This window comes from Streptomyces qinglanensis (assembly GCF_900111245.1).
Taxonomy (GTDB): Bacteria; Actinomycetota; Actinomycetes; order Streptomycetales; family Streptomycetaceae; genus Streptomyces; species Streptomyces qinglanensis.
Window position 1 is genome coordinate 116,618 of record NZ_FOGO01000005.1, and the last position, 22,247, is coordinate 138,864.

A 22,247-nucleotide genomic window follows, 5' to 3' on the forward strand; every position below is an offset into this window, starting at 1 on the left:
AAGAGGGTGCGATGCCGGAGGACGACAGACTCGCCACGGTGCTGCGTACCGTACACGCGGGCAACGGGTTCGAAGAGGCGCTGGAGCAGATCCTGCAGATCGTCCGCCTGGGCCTGGTCGCCGAGGGCGAGCGGCTGCCCGCCGAACGCGAACTGGCCGAGCGGCTCGGGATCAGCCGCGTCACCCTGCGCGAGGTGCTGAAGGTGCTCGCGGAGCAGGGCGTGGTGGCCAGCCGGCGCGGCCGGTACGGCGGCACCTTCGTCCTCCCGCAGCCGGCCGCCGAGGGGAACGGCGCCGGGCCGGACGAGGTGCGGCTGCCCGCCGGGGCGCCGGAGCTGGCGGACACCCTCGTCTTCCGGGAAGTGCTGGAGGCGGGCGCCGCGGAGGTGTGCGCCACCCGCGGCCTGTCCGCGGCGGAGGCGGCCCGGCTCCGGGAGGCGCTGGACGCCACCCGCGAGGCGGCGCTCCAGGACTACCGGCGGCAGGACACGCTGCTGCACCTCACCCTGGTCGAGCTGGCCGGCTCCCCGTCGTTGACCGCCCGGTACGCCGCCGTACGGGCCAAGCTGAACGAGCTGCTCAACCACATCCCGCTGCTGGTCCGGAACCTGGAGCACGCCCAGCAGCAGCACGCGGCACTGGTCGCCGCCGTCCTGGAGGGGGACAGCGAGGGGGCCCGCGCCATCGCCCGCGAGCACTGCGCGGGGACGGCCTCGCTGCTGCGGGGCTTCCTGACCTGAGGCGCCCCCGGTGGCGGAATGCCCGGTGTGCCCCGCGATGCCGCCGGCGGTTACCGCAGCTTCACGCAGGGGGGTTGCGCACGGCCGCCTCCGGCCACAAAGGTATGCCAGCACACCAATGGCTCACCGCAGGAGTGTGGCACATGACCCAACAGTCCGAGTCCCCCGACCGGGACCGCGCCCCGGCGGCGCGGCCCGACCCGGACGCGGCGTATCTGGAACGCCGTACGCTGCGGCGCGGCAGCGCCGGCCCGCTGCTGCTGACCGGCCTCGGTGTCGCCTACGTCGTCTCCGGTGACTACTCCGGCTGGAACGCCGGCCTGGCCGAGGGCGGCTTCGGCGGCCTGGCCGTCGCCGCGGTCCTGATGGGGCTGATGTACACCTGCATGGTCTTCGCCCTGGCCGAACTGTCCGCCATCCTGCCCACGGCGGGCGGCGGATACGGCTTCGCACGGCGCGCCCTGGGCCCCTGGGGCGGCTTCCTGACCGGCACGGCCATCCTGATCGAGTACGTCCTCGCACCGGCCGCCATCGTCTGCTTCATCGGCGACTACATCGAATCCCTCGGCCTGTTCGGACTGGAGTCCGGCTGGCCCGTCTACCTCGCCTGCTTCGCCCTGTTCATCGGCGTCCACCTGTGGGGCGTCGGCGAGGCGCTGCGCTTCTCGCTCGTCGTGACCGCCGTCGCGGTCGCCGCGCTGCTGGTGTTCGTCCTCGGCGCCCTCACCGACTTCCACACCAGCGCGCTCGACGACATCCCGGTGGACCACGGCGCCTTCGGCTCCGGCTCCTGGCTGCCGTTCGGCGTGCTGGGCATCTGGGCGGCCTTCCCCTTCGGCATGTGGTTCTTCCTCGGCGTGGAGGGCGTGCCGCTGGCCGCCGAGGAGACCAAGGACCCGGCCCGCACCCTGCCCAAGGCCATGGCCTGGTCGATGGGCATCCTGCTGGTGCTCGCGCTGCTGACCTTCGTGACCGCGACCGGGGCCCGCGGCTCGGCGGCCATCCAGGACGTCGGCAACCCGCTGGTGGAGGCCCTGCAACCGGACGGCGAGGCCACAGCACTGTCCCGCGTCGTGAACTACGCGGGCCTGGCAGGGCTGGTGGCCTCCTTCTTCTCCCTCATCTTCGCGGGCTCCCGCCAGCTCTTCGCCCTCTCCCGGGCCGGCTACCTGCCCCGCTTCCTCTCCCTCACCAGCCGCCGCAAGGCCCCCTACCTCGGCCTGCTGCTGCCGGGGGCGCTGGGCTTCGGGCTGGCGGCGAGCAGCGGCGACGGCGCCACGATGCTCAACATCGCCGTCTTCGGTGCCACCATCTCCTACGCGCTGATGTCGCTCTCGCACATCGTGCTGCGCAAGCGCGAGCCCCATCTGGAGCGCCCCTACCGCACCCCCGGAGGCGTGCTGACCTCCTCCGTCGCCCTGGTCCTGGCCCTCGCGGCCCTGGTGGCCACCTTCCTGGTCGACAAGCAGGCAGCATTGATCGCGCTGGCCGTCTACGCGGTGGCGGTCGGCTACTTCGCCTGCTACTCCCGGCACCGTCTGGTGGCGGCGGCACCCGAGGAGGAGTTCGCGGCCCTGGCCGAGGCGGAGGAGGAACTCCGCGACTGACCAGTCCCGCGTCGCGCCCGTCCGGTGCGCTCCGGTCCACGGCCGGACCGCACCGGGCGGGCGCGGCCCCGTCCGCACCGCCCTCGTACGGGCGTCCGGTGTCCGTCCCCCGGAACCCGGCCGAGAACCCCGGCCGGAACCCGGCCGAGGAACCCGGCCGAAGAACACAGCGAAGAACACAGCCCTCAGGAGAGACCCGTGGCACCACCCCTCATCGGCATCACGACCTATCTGGAATCGTCGGCACGCTGGGGCGACTGGCACCTGCCCGCCGCACTGCTGCCCGCCTCCTACCACCGGATGGCGCAGCGCGCGGGAGCCCGCGCCGTACTGCTCCCGCCCGACGAGGACCCGGACGCGGCGGCCGACACGCTCTCCCGGCTGGACGGCCTGGTCACCGCGGGCGGTCCGGACGTCGACCCGGCCCGCTACGGCGCCGGACGCGAGCCGCACACCGGCCCCGGGTATCCCGGGCGTGACGCCTGGGAACTGGCCCTCACCCGGGAGGCACTGGCCCGGCGCGTGCCACTCCTGGCGATCTGCCGGGGCATGCAGATCCTCAACGTGGCCCGGGGCGGCACCCTCGTCCAGCACCTGCCCACCACGGCGGCCCACCGCGGCGCCCCCGGCGTCTTCACCCCCCACGAGGTCGCACCGGTCCCGGGCACGCTGCTCGCCAAGGTGCTGGAGGAGGAACCGGCCGTGGCCGTGCCGACCTACCACCACCAGGCGGTGGACACGCTCGGCGAGGGCCTGGCCGGCACCGCGCACGCCCTGCACGACGGGACCGTGGAGGCCCTCGAACTCCCGGACGCCGACCACTTCGTACTCGGCGTCCAGTGGCACCCGGAGGCGGGTGACGATCTCAGGCTGATGTCGGCGCTCACCGCGGCGGCCGCGGGCGGCCTCAACCGGTGAGGGCCAGCAGTTGACGGGCGGGCCCCGCCGGCCGGGCGCCGCGTGGCCAGACCGCCCGCAGCTCCCGGCTCAGCCCGGGGCCCTCCACCGCGACCTCGATCAGCCGCCGCGCGGCCAGCTCCTCCCCCACCGCCAGCTCGCTGAGCACGGCCGGGCCCGCGCCGCTGACGGCGGCGGCCTTGACGGCCGTGGTGGAGGCCAGCTCCAGCAGCGGCGGGCCGAGCCCGCCGTGTGCTTCGAGCGCGGCGTCCAGGACCTGCCGGGTACCGGAGCCGGGCTCGCGCAGCACCAGCCCGGTGGCGGCCAGTTCGCGCAGCGGGACCGGTCTGCGGCGCCGGGTCCACGGATGCCCGGGAGCCGCGACGACGAGCAGCCGGTCGTGCCCGATGACGGTGCCGTCCAGGCCCGGCGGCACCCCCAGCCCCTCCACGAAGCCCAGGTCCGCCTCCGCGTCCAGAACCGTGCGGGCCACGGCCGCACTGTTGCCGGCGCGCAACCGCACCGCGGTGTCCGGCCGCTGGGCACGCAGCGCGATCAGCCATCCGGGCAGCAGATACTCGGCGATCGTCATGGAAGCGGCGACGGTGAGCCGGGAGTCGCGCCGGTCGCGCAGCGCACCGACGCCCGCGTCGAAGGACTCGGCGGACTCCACGATGCGCCGGGCCCAGTCGGTGACCAGCACACCGGCCGCGGTCAGCCGCGAGCCCCTGGGCGAGCGCTCCAGCAGGGTGACGCCGAGCATCCGCTCCATGGAGCGCAGCCGGCCGCTGGCGGCGGGCTGGCTGATCCCCGTCTCGCGCGCCGCGCGGCCCAGGCTTCCCAGCCGGGCGACGGCCAGCAGCAGCTCCAGCGCTCCCAGATCCGGGACCCGGTGGGCCAGACCGCCGGACACACCCTCCCTTTCGCTCATAGGGTCAGCTTATGTGCCCATAGGTGCACGGCCCCTTCTGCCCGGCCCCGCACCGGAGGAGCGTGGCCGCATGACCGCATCCGCGCACGCCACCGCCGGGACCGACGCCCCCGGCCCGGCCCCCGCAGCACCGGCCGCAGCCGAACCCGCACCCGGTCCGCGGCTGCGGGCCCTGGGCCCGAACTGGTACGCGGCGGTGATGGGGACCGCCATCGTGGCCACCGCCGGAACGGTGCTGCCCCTGCACCCGCCGCGCCCCCTGCTGGACGGCGTCTGGGCGCTGGCCGCGGCGGCGCTGGCGGCACTGCTGGTGGCCCGCGGAGCACACTGGCTGCGCCACCGCGACTGCGCCCGCGCCCACCTGCTCGACCCCGCCGTCGCCCCGTTCTACGGCTGCCTGGCGATGGCGCTGCTGGCGGTCGGGGGCGGCGCGCTGGCGCTGGACGTCCCCGGGGCCGCGGGGCTCGACGCGGCGCTGTGGACGTCCGGGACGGCGGTCGGGCTGGTCACCGCAGTGGCCGTGCCGTATCTGATGATCACCCGGCACCGGGTGGAGCAGGGCAGCGCCGCCCCGGCCTGGCTGCTGCCGGTGGTGGCCCCGATGGTCTCCGCCGCGCTCGGCCCGCCGCTGGCCGCACACCTGCCCGCCGGCCCGGCGCGGCAGACCCTGCTGCTGGGCTCCTTCGCGCTCTTCGGGGCGAGCCTGCTGGCGACGCTGCTGCTCCTGCCGCTGATCCTCTCCCGGCTGCTGCACCACGGCCCGCTCCCGGCGGCGCTGACGCCCTCGCTCTTCCTGGTGCTCGGGCCGCTGGGGCAGTCCACGACCGCGCTCGGCAACCTCGCGGACGCACAGCCGGGCACGTTCGGGGCGCTGTCGGTGCTCTACGGCGTACCGGTGCTCGGCTTCGCCCTGCTGTGGCTCGCGCTGTCGTCGGCGCTGGTGGTGCGCGCCGCACGCCGGGGCATGCCGTTCACGCTGACCTGGTGGGCGTTCACCTTCCCGGTCGGCACCTGTGTCACGGGAGCCGCTGCGGTGTGGCGGCACACCGCAGCGGCCGCGTTCGGCTGGCTGGCGGTGGGCCTCTACGCGCTGCTGGTGGCCGCCTGGGCGGCCGCGGCCGTCCGCACGGTACGCGGACTCCTCAGCGGAGCGCTGCTCGCAGCGCCGCACCGAGCACCTGCGGCGCCCGCACCAGCGACGGCCCGTACCAGGTGAGGTGGCGGCCGCTGCACAGCGCGGCCGGTGTCCCCGGGAACGCCTCGGGCCCGTCCTCGGCGGTGAACCGGTAGGGCTCGTCCGGCAGGACGACCACCTCGGCACGCCCCGGCGCGGACAGCTCCGCGAGCGGCACCCGCGGATAGCGCTCCTCGTGCCCGGCGTAGCGATTGCGCACCCCGAGGTGGGCCAGCAGATCACCGGCGAAGGTGTCGCGGCCCAGCACCATCCACGGCTTGCGCCACACCGGTACGACGGCGCGGACGTCGAATTCGGCCCGCGCCCGGGCCCAGGCTTCCTCGGCCTCGTCGAGCCAGGTCGGGCGGGAGAGCCCGCAGCCCTGGGTGAGTACCCGGTGCAGTTCCGCGAAGCCCTGCTCCAGCGTCCGCACCTCGGTCACCAGGACCCGCAGCCCGGCCTCCCGCAGGGCCCGCAGGTCCGCGGGGCGGTTCTCCTCCTCGTTGGCGAGCACCAGGTCCGGAGCCAGCCCCGCGATGGCCGGGACGTCCGGGTTCTTGGTGCCGCGCACCCGGGTGACCGCCAGGTCCCCGGGGTGCGAGCACCAGTCGGTGGCCCCGACCAGGAGTCCGGGAGCGGTGGCCGCCACCGCCTCGGTGAGGGACGGCACGAGCGAGACAACGGACCTGCACGGCATGTGCAGCACCCTATGCCGCCGCTCCGGCCGGCCCCCACCCCCGCGGCCCGGCCCGCTTCCCCGGCGGGCCGCCGGCCTCCCGCACCCGGCGCACCGCGGCCGGACGCCGGGCGGCCGGCACCCGGCGGCACTCCTTCCGGCGAGCGGCCGCTCACTCGACGGGCGCCAGTTCGTCCTCCAGACCCGGGTGGGCGTCCAGCCACTTGCGGGCGGACTTCTTCTCCTTGCCCTTGCCCTTGCCGCCCTTCTGGACGGCCGCCTCCAGAGAGCCGAGGTCCTGCTCGGACATGGTGAAATCCTTCAGCCAGCCGTACAGCTCGGGGAAGTCCTCCTTGAACCCCTTCCGCGCGGTGACGTGGATGTGGTCGCCCTTGCCCCAGGCGCCCTTGGGGTCCTTGAGCTTCTTCATCGGGTACGTGCTGTAGACCCAGTGCGGCGTCCAGGTGGTGGCCAGCACCGGCTTCTTCCGCGCCACGGCGCGGTCCACGGCCGAGAGCATGGAGGAGGTGCTGGAGGAGACCACCTGGTACTCGCCCTCCAGGCCGTACGCCTTGAGGACCTTGTCCTTGAGGATCTTCATCTCGCCCGCGCTGGACTCGATCCCGATGATCTTCCCGTCGAACTCCTTGCCACGCCCCTTGAGATCCGCCAGCGAGTCGACGCCCTTGACGTAGGAGGGCACGGACAGCTCCAGCGAGGTGGGACCGTACCAGGAACCGACGTCGGTGAGGCGGTCCCGGTACTTGCGCCAGTACTGCTCGTGGGTCGTGGGCAGCCAGGCGTCCGTCTGGAAGTCGATCCGGCCCTGGGCCATGGCGGTGAACAGCGGACCGGGGTCGAGCTGCTCGACCTTCGGCTTGTAGCCGCGGTCCTCCAGGATGTTCTCCCACAGGTAGGTGGTCGCGACCGCCTCGTCCCAGGGGAAGTAGGCCATGCTGACCGACTTCCCCGCGTCCTTGCCCCGCTTCTTCTCACCGCCGGGCACCGGCACCATCTTGTCCAGGAACCCGGGGCGGGCGTTCAGCCACTTGGCGGCGGCCTGCTGCTCCCGGCCCTTGGAGGCGTCCTGGATGGCGGTCTCCAGCGAGGTGAGCTGCTGCTCCGTCAGATGGAAGTTCTTCAGCCAGCGGGCCACGACCGGGTCGTCCTGGGCGAAGCCCTTGCGGGCGACGTTGTAGAGCTTCTCCCCCTTGCCGAAGGCGCCCTTGGGGTCCTTGAGCTTGGTCAGCTCGTATTTGTCGTACGCCCAGTGCGGGGACCAGAGTGTGACGACGACCGGCTGCTTCTGCTGGATGGAGCGCTTCAGTTCGGCCAGCATCGAGGAGGTGCCGGAGGAGACCACCTTGTACTCGCCCTCCAGGCCGTACGCCTTGAGGACCTTGTCCTTGAGGATCTTCATCTCGCCCGCGCTGGACTCGATCCCGATGATCTTCCCGTCGAACTCCTTGCCGCGCCCCTTGAGGTCCGCCAGGGACCGCACGCCCTTGACGTAGGAGGGCACGGTCAGCTCCAGCGAGGTGGGGCCGTACCAGGAGCCCAGCTTCTCCAGCTCGGAGCCGTACTTGTCCCAGTACTGCTGGTGCGTGGTGGGCAGCCAGGCGTCCGTCTGGAAGTCGGTCTCTCCCTGCGCGAGGGAGGTGTAGAGCGGGCCCGGGTCGAGCTGCTTGAGCTGGGGACGGTAGCCGCGCTGCTCCAGCGCCTCCTTCCACAGATAGGAGGTGGCGATGGCCTCGTCCCACGGGATGTACCCCATCTTCAGCTGCTTGCCCTTGCCCACGTCGGTGCCACCGGCGGACGGCGCGGAGGAGCCGGACTCGGCCAGGCTCAGCCCGCCCGCCGCCAGCGCCAGTGCCAGGACGCCCGCGAGCGCGGCGACCGTGCTCGGCCGGTAGCGGACGAACCGCATCCGGCCCATCATGGCGGCGGTCCGGGCCGCTGCGCGGCGGCCGAGCGGGGAGACGCGCATGCTGAGGGCGCCGGTCATCCGGTCCAGGTAGATGGCGAGGATGACGACGGCGATGCCGGCCTCGACGCCGAGGCCGATCTGGACCTGGGTGACGGCGGCGTAGATGCGCTCCCCGAGCCCCGGTGCTCCGGCCAGACCGGCGATGACGACCATCGACAGGGCCAGCATGATGACCTGGTTGATCCCGGCCATGACGGTCGGCAGCGCGAGCGGGAACTGCACCCGGGTGAGGGTCTGCCGCGGACCGGTGCCGAACGCGTCGGCGGCCTCCACCAGCTCGCTGTCGACCTGCCGGATGCCCAGCTCGGTCATCCGGACACCCGGCGGCATCGCGAAGATGATCGTCGCCAGCAGGCCGGGAGTGGTGCCGACGGAGAAGAAGATCACGCCGGGGATGAGGTAGACGAAGGCGGGCATCGTCTGCATCACGTCGAGTACCGGGCGCACGGCGGCGCTGACCGCCTTCTTGCGCGCTGCCAGGATGCCGATCGGTACCGCGAAGAAGATGGTGATGACCGCGGCGGCCAGGACGAGCGACAGCGTGGACATCGCGTCGTCCCACAGCCCGAAGGAGTCGATCAGCACGAAGCCGCCGAAGGCGACGACGCCCGCGAGGAGTCCGCGCAGCCAGAAAGCGATGACGGCGAAGATCCCGGCCAGCAGCAGCGGCTCGACGCTGCTGAGGATCATGTTGATGCCGTCGTAGAGGCCGGTCAGCACCGTGTTGATGGCATCGAACAGCCAGCTCAGATGGGTCTGCAGCCAGTCGACGGCGCTCTCGGCCCAGTTGCCCGGATGGAATTCAGGCATCCGCGCTCACCCCGTTCCCGTCCTCCTCGGCGGGGGGCGGCTCCACCCGCGGCTCCTCGGCCAGTGCGGCGAGCAGCCGCTCGCGGTCGACGACACCCACGGGGGTGCCGGACCCGTCCGTGACGGTCAGCGGGTGCTCGCTGGTGGAGAACGGGGTGAACAGTTGGGCCAGCGGCGTCTCGACCGTGACGGCCGGGACGACCGCGCTCGGCGGACTGCCGTCGGGCGGAGCCGCGCCGCCGTCGGCCTCCCGCATGATCGCGCCCGCGGTCAGCACCCGGGAGCGGTCCACGTCCTGGGTGAAGGAGGCGACGTACTCGGTGGCGGGCCGCAGCAGGATGTCCTCCGCGGTGCCGATCTGCACGATCCGGCCGTCGCGCATCATGGCGATGCGGTCGCCGACGCGCATGGCCTCGTTCAGGTCGTGGGTGATGAAGACGATGGTCTTGTGCAGCGACTGCTGCAGTTGCAGCAACTGGTCCTGCATGTCGCGGCGGATCAGCGGGTCCAGCGCGCTGAAGGACTCGTCCATGAGCAGCAGGTCGGCGTCGGTGGCCAGTGCGCGGGCGAGCCCGACGCGCTGCTGCATGCCGCCGGACAGCTCGTCGGGCCAGGCGTGCTCCCAGCCCTGGAGCCCGGCCAGCCGCAGGGCCTCGGTCGCGCGCTGTTCCAGTTCCTCGCCGGGGACGCCCTGCACCCGCAGGCCGTAGGCGGCGTTCTCCAGCACGCTGCGGTGCGGGAAGAGCGCGAAGTGCTGGAAGACCATGCTGATCCGGTGGGAGCGCAGCCCGCGCAGTTCGCGCGGACCGAGCGCCGTCAGGTCCTCGCTGTCGAACAGGACCCGCCCCGAGGTGGGCACCAGCAGGCCGTTGAGCATCCGCAGCAGCGTCGACTTGCCCGAGCCGGAGAGGCCCATGACGACGAATACCTGCCCTTCCGCCACCTCGAAGGAGGCGTCGATCACCGCGGCGACCGTGCCTTCGCCCCGCAGCTCCTCGCGGTCCGCGCCGGCGCGCAGCCGGGCCACGGCCTCATCCGCCCGTCTCCCGAACACCTTGTACAGGTGTTCGGCTCTCAGCCTGGACACATTCACCCTCTTGACTGCGACAACAGTTACCCCGGCCTTCCATCCGTCTCGCCATGGAGCGCTGTAGATCGCTGCAACCGACGCACACCAGAAAGATGAATCACGCATGAAACTTTTGTCGGACTTGTCCTGCTCCATGAGCGTGACCCCGAATCGGGCCTCCCGCTCCCCGCGGCGTCCAAAGGGGTGGAAAAGCGACCCGAGTGACACTCGGGAGCAGGGCGCGACCACCCGGCGTCACCTGTCGGTCCGGTACGGCATCATCGGCTCGTGACCACCACAGCGAACGCAGCACACACCGGGACAGGGCACCCCGCCGACGACCGCCGGCTGATGCTCCTGGACACCGCCTCGCTCTACTTCCGCGCCTACTTCGGCGTCCCGGACACCGTCCGCGCGCCGGACGGAACCCCCGTCAACGCGGTGCGCGGCCTGCTCGACTTCATCGCCAGACTCGTCCAGGACCACCGCCCCGCCGCGCTGGCCGCCTGCATGGACGCCGACTGGCGTCCCGCATGGCGGGTGGAGCTGATCCCCTCCTACAAGGCGCACCGCGTCGCCGAGGAGGTCCCGGGCGGCCCGGACCAGGAGGAGACCCCCGACACCCTGGGTCCGCAGGTGCCGGTGATCGAGCAGGTGCTGGACGCGATCGGAGTGGCCCGGCTCGGCGCCGCGGACTACGAGGCGGACGACGTGATCGGCACCCTCGCCACCCGCGCGACCGGCCCCGTCGACGTCGTCACCGGCGACCGCGACCTGTTCCAGCTCGTCGACGACGAGCGCGCCGTGCGGGTGCTCTACCCCGTCAAGGGCGTCGGCAGCCTGGACGCCTACGACGACGCGGCCCTGCGCGCCAAGTACGGGGTCGACGGAAGGGGGTACGCCGACCTGGCGGTGCTGCGCGGCGACCCCAGCGACGGACTGCCCGGAGTCCGCGGGGTCGGCGAGAAGACGGCCGCCAAACTACTGGCCGAGTACGGCGACCTGGCGGGCATCCGCGCCGCGGCGGCCGACCCGGTCTCCCGGCTCACCCCCGCCCAGCGCACCAAGTTCCGGGAGGCCGCCGACTATCTGGACGTCGCGCCCACCGTGGTGCGGGTGGCGCGGGACGTCGCCCTCCCGGACGCCGACCTCGCCCTGCCGCGCAGCCCGCACGACCCGGAGCTGCTGGAGCAACTGGCCGAACGCTGGGGGCTGGGCGGCTCGCTGCGGCGGCTGCTGGAGGTCCTGGCGGACTGATCCACCCCGAAGGCCGATCTGCTAGCTTAGGTATACCTAAGTTGCTCTGTGTCCAGGGAGGCCCCGTGCCCGACAACCCGGCCCGTCCAGCCCGCCAGAAGCCGCAGCTCCACCACGCGCGCGTGGTCCGCACCGAGCGGCTGACGCCGCACATGGTGCGCGTCGTACTCGGCGGCGACTCCCTTGCGGGTTTCCCGGCCGGTGAGTACACCGACCACTACATCAAACTGCTGTTCCCGGTCCCCGGCGTGCACTACCCGGAGCCCTTCGACATCGCGCAGATCCGCGCCGAACTGCCGCGCTCCCAGTGGCCCGCGACGCGCACCTACACCGTGCGCGCCTGGGACCCGGCCGCGCGGGAGCTGACCGTCGACTTCGTCGTGCACGGCGACGAGGGGCTGGCCGGCCCCTGGGCCGCCTCCGCCGCCGTCGGCGACGAGATCCGTTTCCTGGGGCCCGGCGGCGCCTACGCGCCCGCGCCGGAGGCCGACTGGCACCTGCTGGCCGGCGACGAGAGCGCACTGCCCGCCATCGCGGCCTCCCTCGCCCGAGTGCCCTCCGCCGTCCCGGTCAGAGCGTTCATCGAGGTCGCCGGAGCCCAGGAGGAGCAGCCGCTGGAGGCACCACCCGGCGCCGAGGTGCACTGGCTGCACCGGGGTTCGGCTCCGGTGGGCGAACAACTCGTCGCAGCCGTCCGCGCCCTGGAGTTCCCACCCGGCCAGGTACAGGCGTTCGTCCACGGGGAGGCCGGGTTCGTCAAGGAACTCCGCGGCCATCTGCGGCTGGAGCGGGGCGTCGCGCGCGAACAGCTCTCCATCTCCGGCTACTGGCGGCTGGGCGCCGACGAGGACAACTGGCAGGCGTCGAAGAAGGAGTGGAACGCCCGCGTCGAGGCCGAGCAGGAGCAGCGCCCCGCCGCCTGAGGACCCCCGCCCGCGCGCTGCCCCCGCCGGCCTGCCGCACAGCGGAGCCGTCCGCGGGCGGGGGGCGTTCAGCGCGGCTCCAGCGGCCCCCGCGGGCAGTGCCGCGTCCCCGTCACGGGATTGCACCGCACAGCGCGGTCCCGCGGTCCCGGCAACTCGGCCACGTAGTCGGACCCGTACCGGGCGGCCAGGCCGGGCACCGGGAAGTCGGTGCTCACCATCTGCGCGCCCGACGAGAGCGCGTCGCGCAGCATCCCGGTGCTGCCGCTGCTCGCCTGCTCCAGCGGCACGTCCGAGCGGGTCCGGACGTAGAACCCGCGCCGCACCAGATCGCGGATGACGGCCTTGCCCTCGCCGGTGGGATCGTTCACCTTCATGAAGGCGGCGTCGGGCCGGCCCGGCTCGGAGTCGGTGAACAGCACCCGCCCCTGCAGGCTCTCGCGGCCCCCGGCCCGGTAGGCGTCCTGGATCTCCCGGCCGTCGTTGTCCATGAAGAACATGACCTGCCCCCGGGTGTCGCGCACCTTGGGCCACCCGTGCCGGAGCACCGACTCCTCCAGCGTGCGCCCGGGGCGCCGGATGTCGTCCGGGGTCAGCGTCGCCTCGTCGGGGAAGACGGACCGGATCTCCTCGTCCAGTGCGTCGAGCATCGCCGTGTCCCAGGGCGGGCTCTCGGCACCGCCCTGCTCCTCCAGCCGCGGGTCGGTCTGCTTGAGTTCCAGCAGGATCGGCACCGCGACATGACCGGGGCGGCTGTCGGACCACTGCTTGACCTGGCGCAGACAGCGGCGCAGCGTGGCGCAGGTCGAGCGGTAGTCGAAGTCCGCCCAGTGCAGCACCTTGAAACCGGGCTTCCGCAGCTCCGGGTCGTCCAGCGGCGGCAGCCCGGCCCGCTTGCGCAGCAGCGGATCGGCGTAGAGGCCGCCCTCGGGGTCGGGGAAGACGTCGAGTTCGATGCCGCGCGCCCGCTGCCGGGCGAACTGCTCGGGCAGCGAGGAGTGGCTGTAGAGCAGGTTCTGCCAGTTGGGGTCGTAGCGGGACATCAGGTTCTGCTCGTCGAGCGAGGTCGTCTCGCGGTGATAGCTGTTGTGCGTGGCCATGGCCTGGAGCTGGGTCAGCCGCAGGTTCCCGGCCGGATCGCGGTGACCGCCTCGTCCGGCGGCACTGTCCGGCTGGGCCGCGGCGGAGGTGGACGTGAACGCCGCGACGGCGGCGACGGCGGTCATGGCGCAGATCCAGCGGCGGATCGCGGATCCGGCTCGGGATCGGGTGCTGCTCATACGCACTGGGCCCCCTGTCGGGTACGGGAAGCGCGCGGGACACGCGCGCCGGACGGAGCCTGCCGGGCCCGTGCGGCCGCCCGGTGCCCGCCGGTTGACGCACGCTTGAACATCCCGCCCCCGGGCCCGACCGTCAACACCCCCTCGCCGGGGCGCGGTTCGGCGGAGCGGGCGGACCGGGGCGGCGCTCCGCCGAGGCACGGCCTTCTCCGGGGTACCCCGCGAAAGGCGTGGCCCCTGGGAAGGGACCTCCCGTGTGTCCGCGGGCAGCGCAGACAGCCGGTCCCGGGGCCCCAGGCCCCGGGCTCGCGGCGAACGGCCACGGGCCACCGGCCAGCCGTCAGCCGTCAGCCGTCAGCCGTCAGCCGTCAGCCGTCAGCCGTCAGCCGTCAGCCGTCAGCGCACGCTGGTGTACGCCACCACGCCGCGCAGCATGCCCTCGATCGCCCTGCGCGCGTTCCGGGGCACCGTGCCGCCGTCCGGAGCCGCGGCGGCCAACTGGCCCAGGACGTCGATGACCTGCTTGCACCAGCGCACGAAGTCACCGGCGGGCATGTCGGCCTCGCGCAGCACATCGTCGAGGCCGTAGCCGTCCGCCCAGCGGAAGGCGGCCCAGGCGAAGCCCAGGTCGGGCTCGCGCTGACCGACACCCTCGGTGGCGGTGATCCGGTGCTCCTCCTCGAGCGCGTCCAGCCGCCCCCAGATCCGCACCATCTCCCCCAGCGCGGCACGGGCCCGGCCGCCGGGCAGCTTGGGAGGCAGCGCGTCGTCGTTGTTGCGGGCCTCGAACACCAGCGCGGAGACGCAGGCGGCCAGCTCGGCAGGGGGCAGCCCCTCCCAGACGCCCTCGCGCAGGCACTCCGACGCGAGCAGGTCGAGTTCGCCGTAGAGCCGGGCCAGCACCCGGCCGTCCTCGGTGACCTGGTCGCCGGAGAGGTAGCCGAGCTCGGACAGCAGTGCGTACACCCGGTCGAAGGTGCGGGCGATGGTGTTCGTACGACCCTCGATCCGGCGCTCCAACTGGCGGGTGTCGCGGCGCAGCCGGGTGTAGCGCTCGGCCCACCGGGCGTGGTCCTCCCGCTCGTCGCAGCCGTGGCAGGGGTGCTGGCGGATCGCCGTGCGCAACCGCTCGATCTCCGGGTCGTCGGCGGCGGCGGAGCGCTGCTTGCGGTGCCGCTCGGGGACGTAGTGGCCCGCCTTGCTGCGCAGCGCCGAGGCCAGGTCCCGGCGGGACTGCGGGCTGCGCGCGTTGAAGGACTTGGGTACACGCATCCGCTCCAGCGGCTCGACCGGCACCGGGAAGTCGATCGGACCGAGCCGCTTGACCTGCCGCTGCGCCGTCAGGACGAGCGGACGCGGCCCCTCCTGACCAGTGCTCCCGTCGTACCCCCTGCGCGCTCCCGACCCGCGTCCGCCGCTCACCCCGGCGTCCAGCACCAGCGCCAGACCCGCGTACTTCCCGGTGGGCACATGGATCACGTCGCCCGGCCTGAGCTTCTCCAGGGCCGCGGCGGCCTGCGCCCGGCGCTGGTTGGCGCCCTGCTTGGCCAGCTCCGTCTCACGGTCCTTCAGATCCCGGCGCAGCCGCGCGTACTCCTCGAAGTCCCCCAGGTGGCAGGTCATGGAGGCGCGGTAGCCCGCCATGCCCTCCTCGTTCTTCTGCACCTGCCGGGAGATGCCGACCACCGAGCGGTCGGCCTGGAACTGCGCGAAGGACGTCTCCAGCAGCTCGCGCGAACGGTGCCGGCCGAACTGCGCGACGAGGTTGACGGCCATGTTGTACGACGGCTTGAACGACGAGCGCAGCGGGTAGGTGCGCGCGCCAGCCAGCCCCGCGAGCGCGGCGGGGTCCATGCCGCGCTGCCACAGCACGACGGCGTGCCCCTCGATGTCGATGCCGCGCCGCCCGGCCCGCCCGGTGAGCTGGGTGAACTCACCGGGAGTGATGTCGGCGTGCTGCTCGCCGTTCCACTTGACCAGCTTCTCCAGCACCACCGAGCGGGCCGGCATGTTGATGCCGAGGGCCAGTGTCTCGGTGGCGAAGACGGCCTTGACCAGGCCGCGCACGAACAGCTCCTCGACCACCTCCTTGAAGGTGGGCAGCATGCCCGCGTGGTGGGCGGCGATGCCCCGCTCCAAGCCCTCCAGCCACTCGAAGTAGCCCAGGACGTGCAGATCCTTGTCCGGGATGTCGGCGGTGCGCTCCTCGACGATCTCCCGGACCCGGCCGCGCGCCGCGTTGTCGTTCAGCCGCAGGCCCGAGTAGAGGCACTGCTGGACGGCGGCCTCGCATCCCGCCCGGCTGAAGATGAAGGTGATGGCCGGGAGCAGCCCCTCCGAGTCCAGCCGGTCGATCACCTCGGGCCGGCCCGGCGTCCAGATCCGGGCCCGCTGCCGGCGCTCCCGCTCGCGGTCGGCCTCCCGCTGGGGGCGGCCGCCCCGGCGCCGGTCGCGGCCGCCACCGACCCGGCTGTTCTCCATCCGGGCCATCCGCACCAGGTCGGGGTTGACCTCGCGCTTGTCGCCGGACTCCTCGAACAGGTCGTACATCCGGCGCCCGGCCAGCACGTGCTGCCACAGCGGCACGGGGCGCTCCTCGGAGACGATCACCTGAGTGTCACCGCGGACGGTGTCCAGCCAGTCACCGAACTCCTCCGCGTTGGAGACGGTGGCCGAGAGCGAGACCAGGGTGACCGACTCGGGGAGGTGGATGATCACCTCTTCCCAGACGGCGCCCCGGAAGCGGTCCGAGAGGTAGTGCACCTCGTCCATGACCACGTAGCCCAGGCCGAGCAGGGACTTCGAGCCCGCGTAGAGCATGTTCCGCAGCACCTCGGTCGTCATCACGACGATCGGCGCCTCGGAGTTGACGCTGTTGTCACCGGTCAGCAGTCCGACCTTGGCGGCTCCGTACCGCTTGACCAGGTCGTTGAACTTCTGGTTAGACAGCGCCTTGATGGGGGTCGTGTAGAAGCACTTGCGGCCCTGGGTGAGGGCCAGGTGGACGGCGAACTCGCCCACGATGGTCTTGCCGGAGCCGGTCGGCGCTGCGACCAGCACACCCTTTCCCGCTTCGAGGGCTTGGCACGCCTCGATCTGGAAGGGGTCCAGAGCGAAGTCGTACAGGTCACGGAAGGGCGCGAGAGCGGTGGCCTGCTCGGCGGCACGCTTGCGCGCCGCCGCGTACCGCTCCGCGGGGGACAGATCCTCGGTCATCGTGTCTACGAGCCTACCGGCCGACTCCGACAGACTCACGATCTTTACCGGCCCCCGCAGCGAATCCCGTGGTCAGCGAGGTGCGGGCAACTCCGCGGAGCGCGGACGGCCCGTGCGGGCGGGGCGCGGAAGGAGGGGCCGGGGCCCGGGGTCCGGCTCCCTCAGGTGGCGTCGTCGAAGCCGCCGGGCGCGCGCCCGCCGCCGTCCCGGCGGTCCTCGCCGTCGTGGCGCGGTGCGGGCAGCCCCTCGGCGGTGCCGATGGCCTCCGGTGTCAGGTCCAGCGGGGCCGCCTCCTCGTCGTCGAGCCCGGCGTCGGGGTTGCGGCGGACGCGGCGGCGGTCGTTGAAGAGGCAGATGCCCACGGCGGTGAAGTACAGCAGCACGATGGGGGCCGCCAGCGCACACATCGTCAGCGGGTCGCCGGTCGGGGTGGCGACCGCCGCGAAGACGGTGATGCCCACGACCATCCCCCGCCACCAGCCCAGCAGCCGCTTGCCGGTCAGCACCCCGCCGAAGTTGAGCAGGACGAGCAGCAGTGGCAGCTCGAAGGCGAGGCCGAAGACGATGACCAGCCGGGTGACGATGTCGAGGAAGTCGTCCAGCGGGATGAGGTTTCCCGTGTTCTCCGGGGAGAAGTCCAGCAGTGCCTTGGCGGCCTTGGGCAGCAGCACGTAGGCCAGGTAGGCACCCGCGAGGAAGAGCGGCACACCGGCGGCCACGAAGGAGCGCGCGTAGCGCTTCTCGTGGCGGTGCAGTCCGGGCGCGAGGAAGCCCCACAGTTGGTAGAGCCAGACCGGGGAGGCGACGACGACGCCCGCGGTCAGCGCCACCTTCAGCATGATCGTGAAGGGTGCGATCAGCCCGTTGATGGTGATCTCGGCGCAGGTCTCGCCTTCCTCGGCGGCCTCGCCGAAGCCCTTGGTGCAGTGGACGGACTCCCGCACCGGGCCCATGAGGAAATCGGCGATCTGCTTGTAGTACACCATCGCCACGATGGTGACGACGAGGATCGCCAGCACCGACTTCATCAGGCGGTTGCGCAGCTCCCGCAGGTGGTCCGCGAGAGGCATCCGCCCCTCGGGGTCCTTCTCCTGTTTACCCTGCTTGCGGGCGGACTTGAGCAACCCTCGTCCTCAGTCTCGAAGTCGGATACGACTGGCTCCGCCACTCCGCGGTCCCTGCCCCGGAGTGGGCGGCGGATACGGCCGGCGCGGGGCCGGTCCCGGTTCAGCTCTGCTTGGGCTGATCCGCCGGCTCGGTGACCGGACGCGACGTCGAGACATCGCCGGGGGCGGCCTGGATCGTCCGCGGGGCCGACTGCTGCGCCTCGCCGGACTTGTCCGCCTCGGCGTCGGAGCCGCCTTCCTTCTTCATCTGCTTGGCTTCGCTCTTGAGGATCCGGGCCGACTTGCCGAGCGAACGGGCCATGTCCGGGAGCTTCTTGGCGCCGAACAGCAGCAGGATGACAAGGAGGATCAGAACGATCTCCATGGGCCTCAAACCTGCGATCATGTGCCACTACCTTCTCGCCGGGGCGGCGTGTTCCGTGCCTGCCGGATGAATCGGACTGGCTGCATCGTGCGGACGTACGTGCCGACATCGATCGTAACCCTGCGGAGTGAACGCCAGGCAATCCCCGTGCATCCGCCCGCTTGCGTACTGAGGCGCTCGTCGACGCGGCATCTGGCAGCCTACCGCTCCCGGATCCGAAGCCGGAGACCGGCCGTACGTCGGCTATGTCTCGTTCTGCCCTGGTGTACGGCCGGGGGCGCGACCGGCCCCCGGCTCCCGGCCGGTGCGCGCGGCCAGCGGCACCGCCGCCCGCTCCAGGCTCTCCGCGGCCTGCGTGATCCGTTCGGAGCTGTCGCCGACAGCCCGGGAGAAGCGCCGCACCTCCAGCCCCACCCGTACGGCGAGCACCCCGAGCACGGCGATCCCGCAGAAGGCGAGCGCCAGGAAGAACATCGGCCAGAGCATGCGGCCAGCCTAGTGCCCCGGTGCCGCCCCGCTCAGCCCGGCACTCCCGGCTCCGGGGGCGCCGGAGCGGCCTACGCGTCGGCCCCGTAGGCGGCCAGCGCCTCCCGCGCCGCCTCCCGCGCGCTCCGGGCGAGCTCCTCCGGGGCCGTGATGCGGCCGTCCGCACCCAGGCGCAGCGCCAGCCGCCGCAGCGAAGCGGGGTCGGGGGTACGCAGCGTGATGCGCAGGCCACCGTCGGCCAGCTCCTCGGCGCTGTCGTGCGGGTAGTACTCCGCCACCCAGCGGCCACCGGGGCCGACCTCCACGACGACCTCCGGATCCGTGGCCGCGGGCTGCACCAGGCCGGCGCTCAGGTCCCGCGGCTCTATCGGCGGCGGGTCGGAGCGCTCGTCCAGCAGCTTGATCTCGGCGACCCGGTCCAGCCGGAAGGTGCGCCGCGCCTCGGAGAGCCGGCACCACGCCTCGACATAGGTGTGTCCGACGGCGAACAGCCGGATCGGGTCCACCTCGCGCTCGGTCAGCTCGTCCCGGGCGGGCGAGTAGTACCGGATCCACAGCCGGCGGCGCTCGGCGATGGCCCGGTCCACATCGGCGAAGACGCCGCCCTCGGACTCGAAGGTGACCGAGAGCCGCGAGCTGGCGCCCGCGCTCTCCCCCGCCGCCGTCTCCAGCTTGGCGGTGGCCCGCTGCAGCGCCTCCCGGTCGCTCTCCCGCAGCCCCGGCAGCGTGGCCACGGCACGGGCCGCCACCAGCAGCGCCGTCGCCTCGTCGGCGGCGAGCCGGAGGGGCTGCGCCGTGTCGCTGCCCAGCGCCTCGGAGTTGCGCCACCAGATGCGCTCCCCGTCGGTGTCGATCTCCAGCAGATCCCCGCCGCGGAAGCTGGTGCCGCACATGGGCAGCACGTTCAGGTCGGAGATCAGCTCGTCGTCGGAGATCCCGAAGGCGCGGGCCACCTCCTCGACCCGGGCGCCCGGCCGGTCCCTGAGGTAGGTGACCAGCGAGAGCATCCTGCGGGTCTGATCGATGGCGTTGACCGCCATGTTCCGCTCCTCCCTCAGCCCTGCGCCACGGCGCGCAGCCGGTCGATCACGTCCGCGCGCAGCTCGGCGGGCTCCAGCACGACCACGTCCGGTCCGAACTCCACCAGCCAGGCGTCCAGCCCGTGCCCGTACGGGATCTCCACTTCGTCCCAGCCGTCGCCGAGTTCCCGGGTGTGCAGCGCGCGGGAGCGCAGCGGATAGCCCGCGCCGGTGCGCAGCCTGACCCGGGCCGTGCTGGTGGCGCCCTCGCCCGCCCAGCGCTCGACGGTCTCGCGCACCGTCACCTGATCGGGTACCGGCGCGGTGAAGGCCCCGGTCCGGGAGCGGACCGGGCCGGTGATCCGCGAGAGCCGGAAGACCCGCTCGGCCTGCCGCCCCCGGTCCCAGCCGGCCAGATACCAGTGCCCGCGCCAGCACTCCAGGGTCCAGGGCTCGACCTGGCGCTTCTCGGACCGGGCCGCGTTGGACTTGCGGTAGTCGAAGGCGACGGGACGGCGGTCGCGGCAGGCCAGCATCAGCGGCTCGAACGCGGCCTCCCGTGCGGGAATGTGCGGCTCCAGAGTGCTGAGCTGGCGCTCTCCGCCCTGCTCGGGCAGCGCGCCGGGCGGCATGCCGCCGGCGGCGTGCAGCTTCTGCAGGGCCCCGCTGGCCGCGGCGGCGAGCCGGGCCTGCTGCCAGACCCGGGCCGCGAGTCCGAGCGCGGTGGCCTCGGCGGCGTCCAGGATGATGGGCGGCAGCCGGTTGCTGTCCCGGCGGGCGACATAGCCGGTCTCCCCGTCGAGATTGTCGACGGTGTCGATGACCAGGCCCAGCTCACGCAGATCGTCCTTGTCGCGCTCGAACATCCGGCTGAAGGACTCCTCGCTCCCGGTGGACCCGTCGCCGGGGCCGGAAGCCGAGCCCGAGCCGAATGCCTCGACATAAGCCTCGATCGACGCACGCAGCTCGCGCTTGGTGAGCGGGCGGCGGGCCCCCAGCAGGCACAGCGCCAGATTCATCAGCCGCTCGGCCTTGGCAATCGCCATGGGTTCCCTCGTGCCCTCTCTGATGCTGTTCTGGACCCTCGACCGTACCGTCGGCGCGGCGCGGGACAAAAGCCGGGAGCCCCGCGGTCGGCGGGGCTCCCGTCGGATGTGCCGGGCGTCGTCAGACCGACACGAGGTCGCAGACGAAGATCAGCGTCTCGCCCGGCTTGATCCGTCCGCCGCCCGCGCCGCGCTCGCCGTAGGCGAGGTGCGCGGGAATGGTCAGCCGGCGGCGGCCGCCGACCTTCATGCCCTGGACGCCCTTGTCCCAGCCGTCGATGACCTGGCCGGCACCGAGCTGGAACTGGAGCGGCTTGCCCCGGTTCCAGCTCGCGTCGAACTCCTCACCGGTGGAGAAGGAGACGCCCACGTAGTGCACGGAGACGTTGTCCCCGGCCTTGGCCTCGGGACCGTCGCCCTCCCACAGGTCCTGGATCTCCAGGTCGGACGGCGGCTCGCCCTCGGGGAAGTCGACCTCGGGCTTGTCGATGCTCACGAAATTGCTCCTACGAACGTATCTGCGGGACAACCGCGCCAGTCTGCCACGGACGTGGTCACTTCACGTCGAGCACGTCCACCGAGAAGACGACTCCGTCCTTGAACTGCTTGCGCTGCTCCTTGGGGAACTCGTCCTGCGGCACCGAGATCACCACACGGCTGCCCGCCTTGACGCCCTTGAGCCCTTCCTTCCACCCCGGGATCTGGGCGACGGGGATCTCCTGCGGCGCACCGTTCTGCGCCCAGGTGTCGTCCAGCTGCTTGCCGCCCTTCCACGCCTTGGCCGTGAAGTGGGTCAGGATCGTGCTGTCCGCGCCGACCTCCTTGCCGTCGCCCTGCACGATGGTCTCGCTGACCAGCTTGTCCGGCGCCGAGTCCTGGCCCTCCGGCATCTTGATCGAGGGGGCCTTGTTCTTCTCGACCTTGGTGCTCACCTCGGGAAGCTGCGGGTTCTGCGGCTTGTCCACCGGCTTGCCGTCGATCTCGCTGGGGGCGATCTTCTCCAGGTCGACGACGAAGACCAGCGTGGAGTCGCCGGGGATCGTCGGCGGCTGCCCCTTCTTGCCGTACGCCTTGTCCGGCGGGGCGACGATCTCGACACGGCTGCCGGTCTTCCTGCCGACCAGCGCCTCGTCCCAGCCCTTGATGACCTTGCCGGTGCCGATCTGGAAGGTGGCGGGCATCTTCCGCTTCCAACTGCTGTCGAACTCGTCGCCGTTCCACAGCTGGCCCACGTAGTGCGCACTGACGGCGTCGCCCTTGCGCACCTTCGGCCCGTCGCCGCTCTTGAGCACCTTCGTCTTCAGCTCGGAGGGCGGGTCGCCCTCCCCCTTGTCGATCTTGGGCTTCTTGCCCCAGGATCCGCTCACCGCCGGGGGGCTGCCCTTGGAGTCCGAGGAGCTGTCGTCACTCCCGCAGGCCGCCGCCGAGACGGCCAGCAGCGGGACGACCAGGAGAGCGGCGGCACGGCGCGCGGCACGCCCGCGCGGGGTCCGGAAGGCTCGGGGGGTACGGGGGGTCGAGCCCCCGGAGAAATACAACATGAGTCCCACTCACGGGTATAGGGATGGTCCTGCGGAGATGACAGCCTACGACCCAGCAACGAGGGTGCCACCGCCCACGACACGGCACCGCACGCCG

Annotated in this window: 19 protein-coding genes; 6 read left to right on the forward strand and 13 right to left on the reverse strand. The window is 72.5% G+C overall.

Annotated features, from left to right (window positions below; translation table 11 throughout):
* Positions 1-11 precede the first annotated feature (11 nt).
* The 3 genes from BMX65_RS13075 to BMX65_RS13085 all read left to right on the forward strand — a co-directional run bounded on the left by BMX65_RS13075 (position 12) and on the right by BMX65_RS13085 (position 3,265).
* Entirely contained in the window at positions 12-740 is a 729-nt protein-coding gene (locus BMX65_RS13075) for a FadR/GntR family transcriptional regulator (protein ID WP_075000420.1), read from the forward strand.
* A 143-nt stretch (positions 741-883) separates the two neighbouring features.
* Positions 884-2,347 (forward strand): ethanolamine permease, encoded by a 1,464-nt coding sequence (eat, locus tag BMX65_RS13080; protein ID WP_075000421.1) that lies wholly within the window; start codon positions 884-886, stop codon positions 2,345-2,347.
* A 198-nt stretch (positions 2,348-2,545) separates the two neighbouring features.
* Positions 2,546-3,265 carry a gamma-glutamyl-gamma-aminobutyrate hydrolase family protein gene (locus BMX65_RS13085; protein ID WP_075000422.1) on the forward strand — a complete coding sequence of 240 codons (720 nt, stop codon included), beginning with the start codon at positions 2,546-2,548 and terminating at the stop codon, positions 3,263-3,265.
* On the opposite strand, the gene BMX65_RS13090 is transcribed toward BMX65_RS13085, so the two are convergent.
* Complete coding sequence (locus tag BMX65_RS13090) at positions 3,255-4,175, reverse strand: LysR family transcriptional regulator (RefSeq protein ID WP_177214262.1); 921 nt, start codon at positions 4,173-4,175, stop codon at positions 3,255-3,257. The genes BMX65_RS13085 and BMX65_RS13090 overlap by 11 nt on opposite strands.
* A 70-nt stretch (positions 4,176-4,245) precedes the next feature.
* On the opposite strand from BMX65_RS13090, the gene BMX65_RS13095 reads away from it, so the two are divergent.
* Positions 4,246-5,391, forward strand: coding sequence for an SLAC1 family transporter (locus tag BMX65_RS13095; protein WP_075000423.1), 1,146 nt, complete (start codon positions 4,246-4,248; stop codon positions 5,389-5,391).
* On the opposite strand, the gene BMX65_RS13100 is transcribed toward BMX65_RS13095, so the two are convergent.
* The 3 genes from BMX65_RS13100 to BMX65_RS13110 all read right to left on the reverse strand — a co-directional run bounded on the left by BMX65_RS13100 (position 5,318) and on the right by BMX65_RS13110 (position 9,909).
* On the reverse strand, positions 5,318-6,046 hold the full coding sequence (locus tag BMX65_RS13100) for a helical backbone metal receptor (RefSeq protein WP_075000635.1): 729 nt from the start codon (positions 6,044-6,046) through the stop codon (positions 5,318-5,320). The two genes, BMX65_RS13095 and BMX65_RS13100, sit on opposite strands and share 74 nt — an antisense overlap.
* A 151-nt stretch (positions 6,047-6,197) precedes the next feature.
* A complete protein-coding gene (locus BMX65_RS13105; protein WP_075000424.1) occupies positions 6,198-8,822 on the reverse strand; it encodes an ABC transporter permease/substrate binding protein in 2,625 nt (874 codons plus the stop codon).
* Positions 8,815-9,909 carry a quaternary amine ABC transporter ATP-binding protein gene (locus tag BMX65_RS13110; RefSeq protein ID WP_075000425.1) on the reverse strand — a complete coding sequence of 365 codons (1,095 nt, stop codon included), beginning with the start codon at positions 9,907-9,909 and terminating at the stop codon, positions 8,815-8,817. Before BMX65_RS13110 ends, BMX65_RS13105 begins: the two co-directional genes overlap by 8 nt.
* Before the next feature lie 333 nt (positions 9,910-10,242).
* Between BMX65_RS13110 and BMX65_RS13115 the strand changes: the two genes are divergently transcribed.
* Together BMX65_RS13115 and BMX65_RS13120 are read left to right on the forward strand one after the other, a co-directional pair.
* Positions 10,243-11,148 carry a 5'-3' exonuclease gene (locus BMX65_RS13115; protein WP_075000636.1) on the forward strand — a complete coding sequence of 302 codons (906 nt, stop codon included), beginning with the start codon at positions 10,243-10,245 and terminating at the stop codon, positions 11,146-11,148.
* 65 nt (positions 11,149-11,213) lie between these two features.
* Positions 11,214-12,071 (forward strand): siderophore-interacting protein, encoded by an 858-nt coding sequence (locus BMX65_RS13120; protein ID WP_075000426.1) that lies wholly within the window; start codon positions 11,214-11,216, stop codon positions 12,069-12,071.
* Positions 12,072-12,139: 68 nt separating this feature from the next.
* Here BMX65_RS13120 and BMX65_RS13125 read toward each other — a convergent pair whose 3' ends face one another.
* The 9 genes from BMX65_RS13125 to BMX65_RS13165 form a co-directional block, all read right to left on the reverse strand.
* Positions 12,140-13,351: a phosphatidylinositol-specific phospholipase C1-like protein gene (locus BMX65_RS13125; RefSeq protein ID WP_239501871.1), complete on the reverse strand. Its 1,212-nt coding sequence runs from the start codon at positions 13,349-13,351 to the stop codon at positions 12,140-12,142.
* 396 nt (positions 13,352-13,747) lie between these two features.
* Positions 13,748-16,567, reverse strand: a complete 2,820-nt coding sequence (locus tag BMX65_RS13130) for a DEAD/DEAH box helicase (protein WP_075000428.1) — start codon at positions 16,565-16,567, stop codon at positions 13,748-13,750.
* A gap of 161 nt (positions 16,568-16,728) precedes the next feature.
* Positions 16,729-17,691, reverse strand: a complete 963-nt coding sequence (gene tatC / locus BMX65_RS13135) for a twin-arginine translocase subunit TatC (RefSeq protein WP_075000429.1) — start codon at positions 17,689-17,691, stop codon at positions 16,729-16,731.
* 103 nt (positions 17,692-17,794) lie between these two features.
* Positions 17,795-18,079, reverse strand: a complete 285-nt coding sequence (tatA, locus tag BMX65_RS13140) for a Sec-independent protein translocase subunit TatA (protein ID WP_075000430.1) — start codon at positions 18,077-18,079, stop codon at positions 17,795-17,797.
* A gap of 222 nt (positions 18,080-18,301) precedes the next feature.
* Positions 18,302-18,544: a hypothetical protein gene (locus tag BMX65_RS13145; protein WP_075000431.1), complete on the reverse strand. Its 243-nt coding sequence runs from the start codon at positions 18,542-18,544 to the stop codon at positions 18,302-18,304.
* 71 nt (positions 18,545-18,615) lie between these two features.
* Entirely contained in the window at positions 18,616-19,584 is a 969-nt protein-coding gene (locus tag BMX65_RS13150; protein WP_075000432.1) for a helix-turn-helix transcriptional regulator, read from the reverse strand.
* 14 nt (positions 19,585-19,598) lie between these two features.
* Positions 19,599-20,609, reverse strand: a complete 1,011-nt coding sequence (locus BMX65_RS13155; RefSeq protein ID WP_075000433.1) for a helix-turn-helix transcriptional regulator — start codon at positions 20,607-20,609, stop codon at positions 19,599-19,601.
* Positions 20,610-20,730: 121 nt separating this feature from the next.
* Positions 20,731-21,105: an FKBP-type peptidyl-prolyl cis-trans isomerase gene (locus tag BMX65_RS13160; RefSeq protein WP_075000434.1), complete on the reverse strand. Its 375-nt coding sequence runs from the start codon at positions 21,103-21,105 to the stop codon at positions 20,731-20,733.
* Between the two features lie 58 nt (positions 21,106-21,163).
* Positions 21,164-22,150 (reverse strand): FKBP-type peptidyl-prolyl cis-trans isomerase, encoded by a 987-nt coding sequence (locus BMX65_RS13165; RefSeq protein WP_079171863.1) that lies wholly within the window; start codon positions 22,148-22,150, stop codon positions 21,164-21,166.
* Positions 22,151-22,247: the final 97 nt, after the last annotated feature.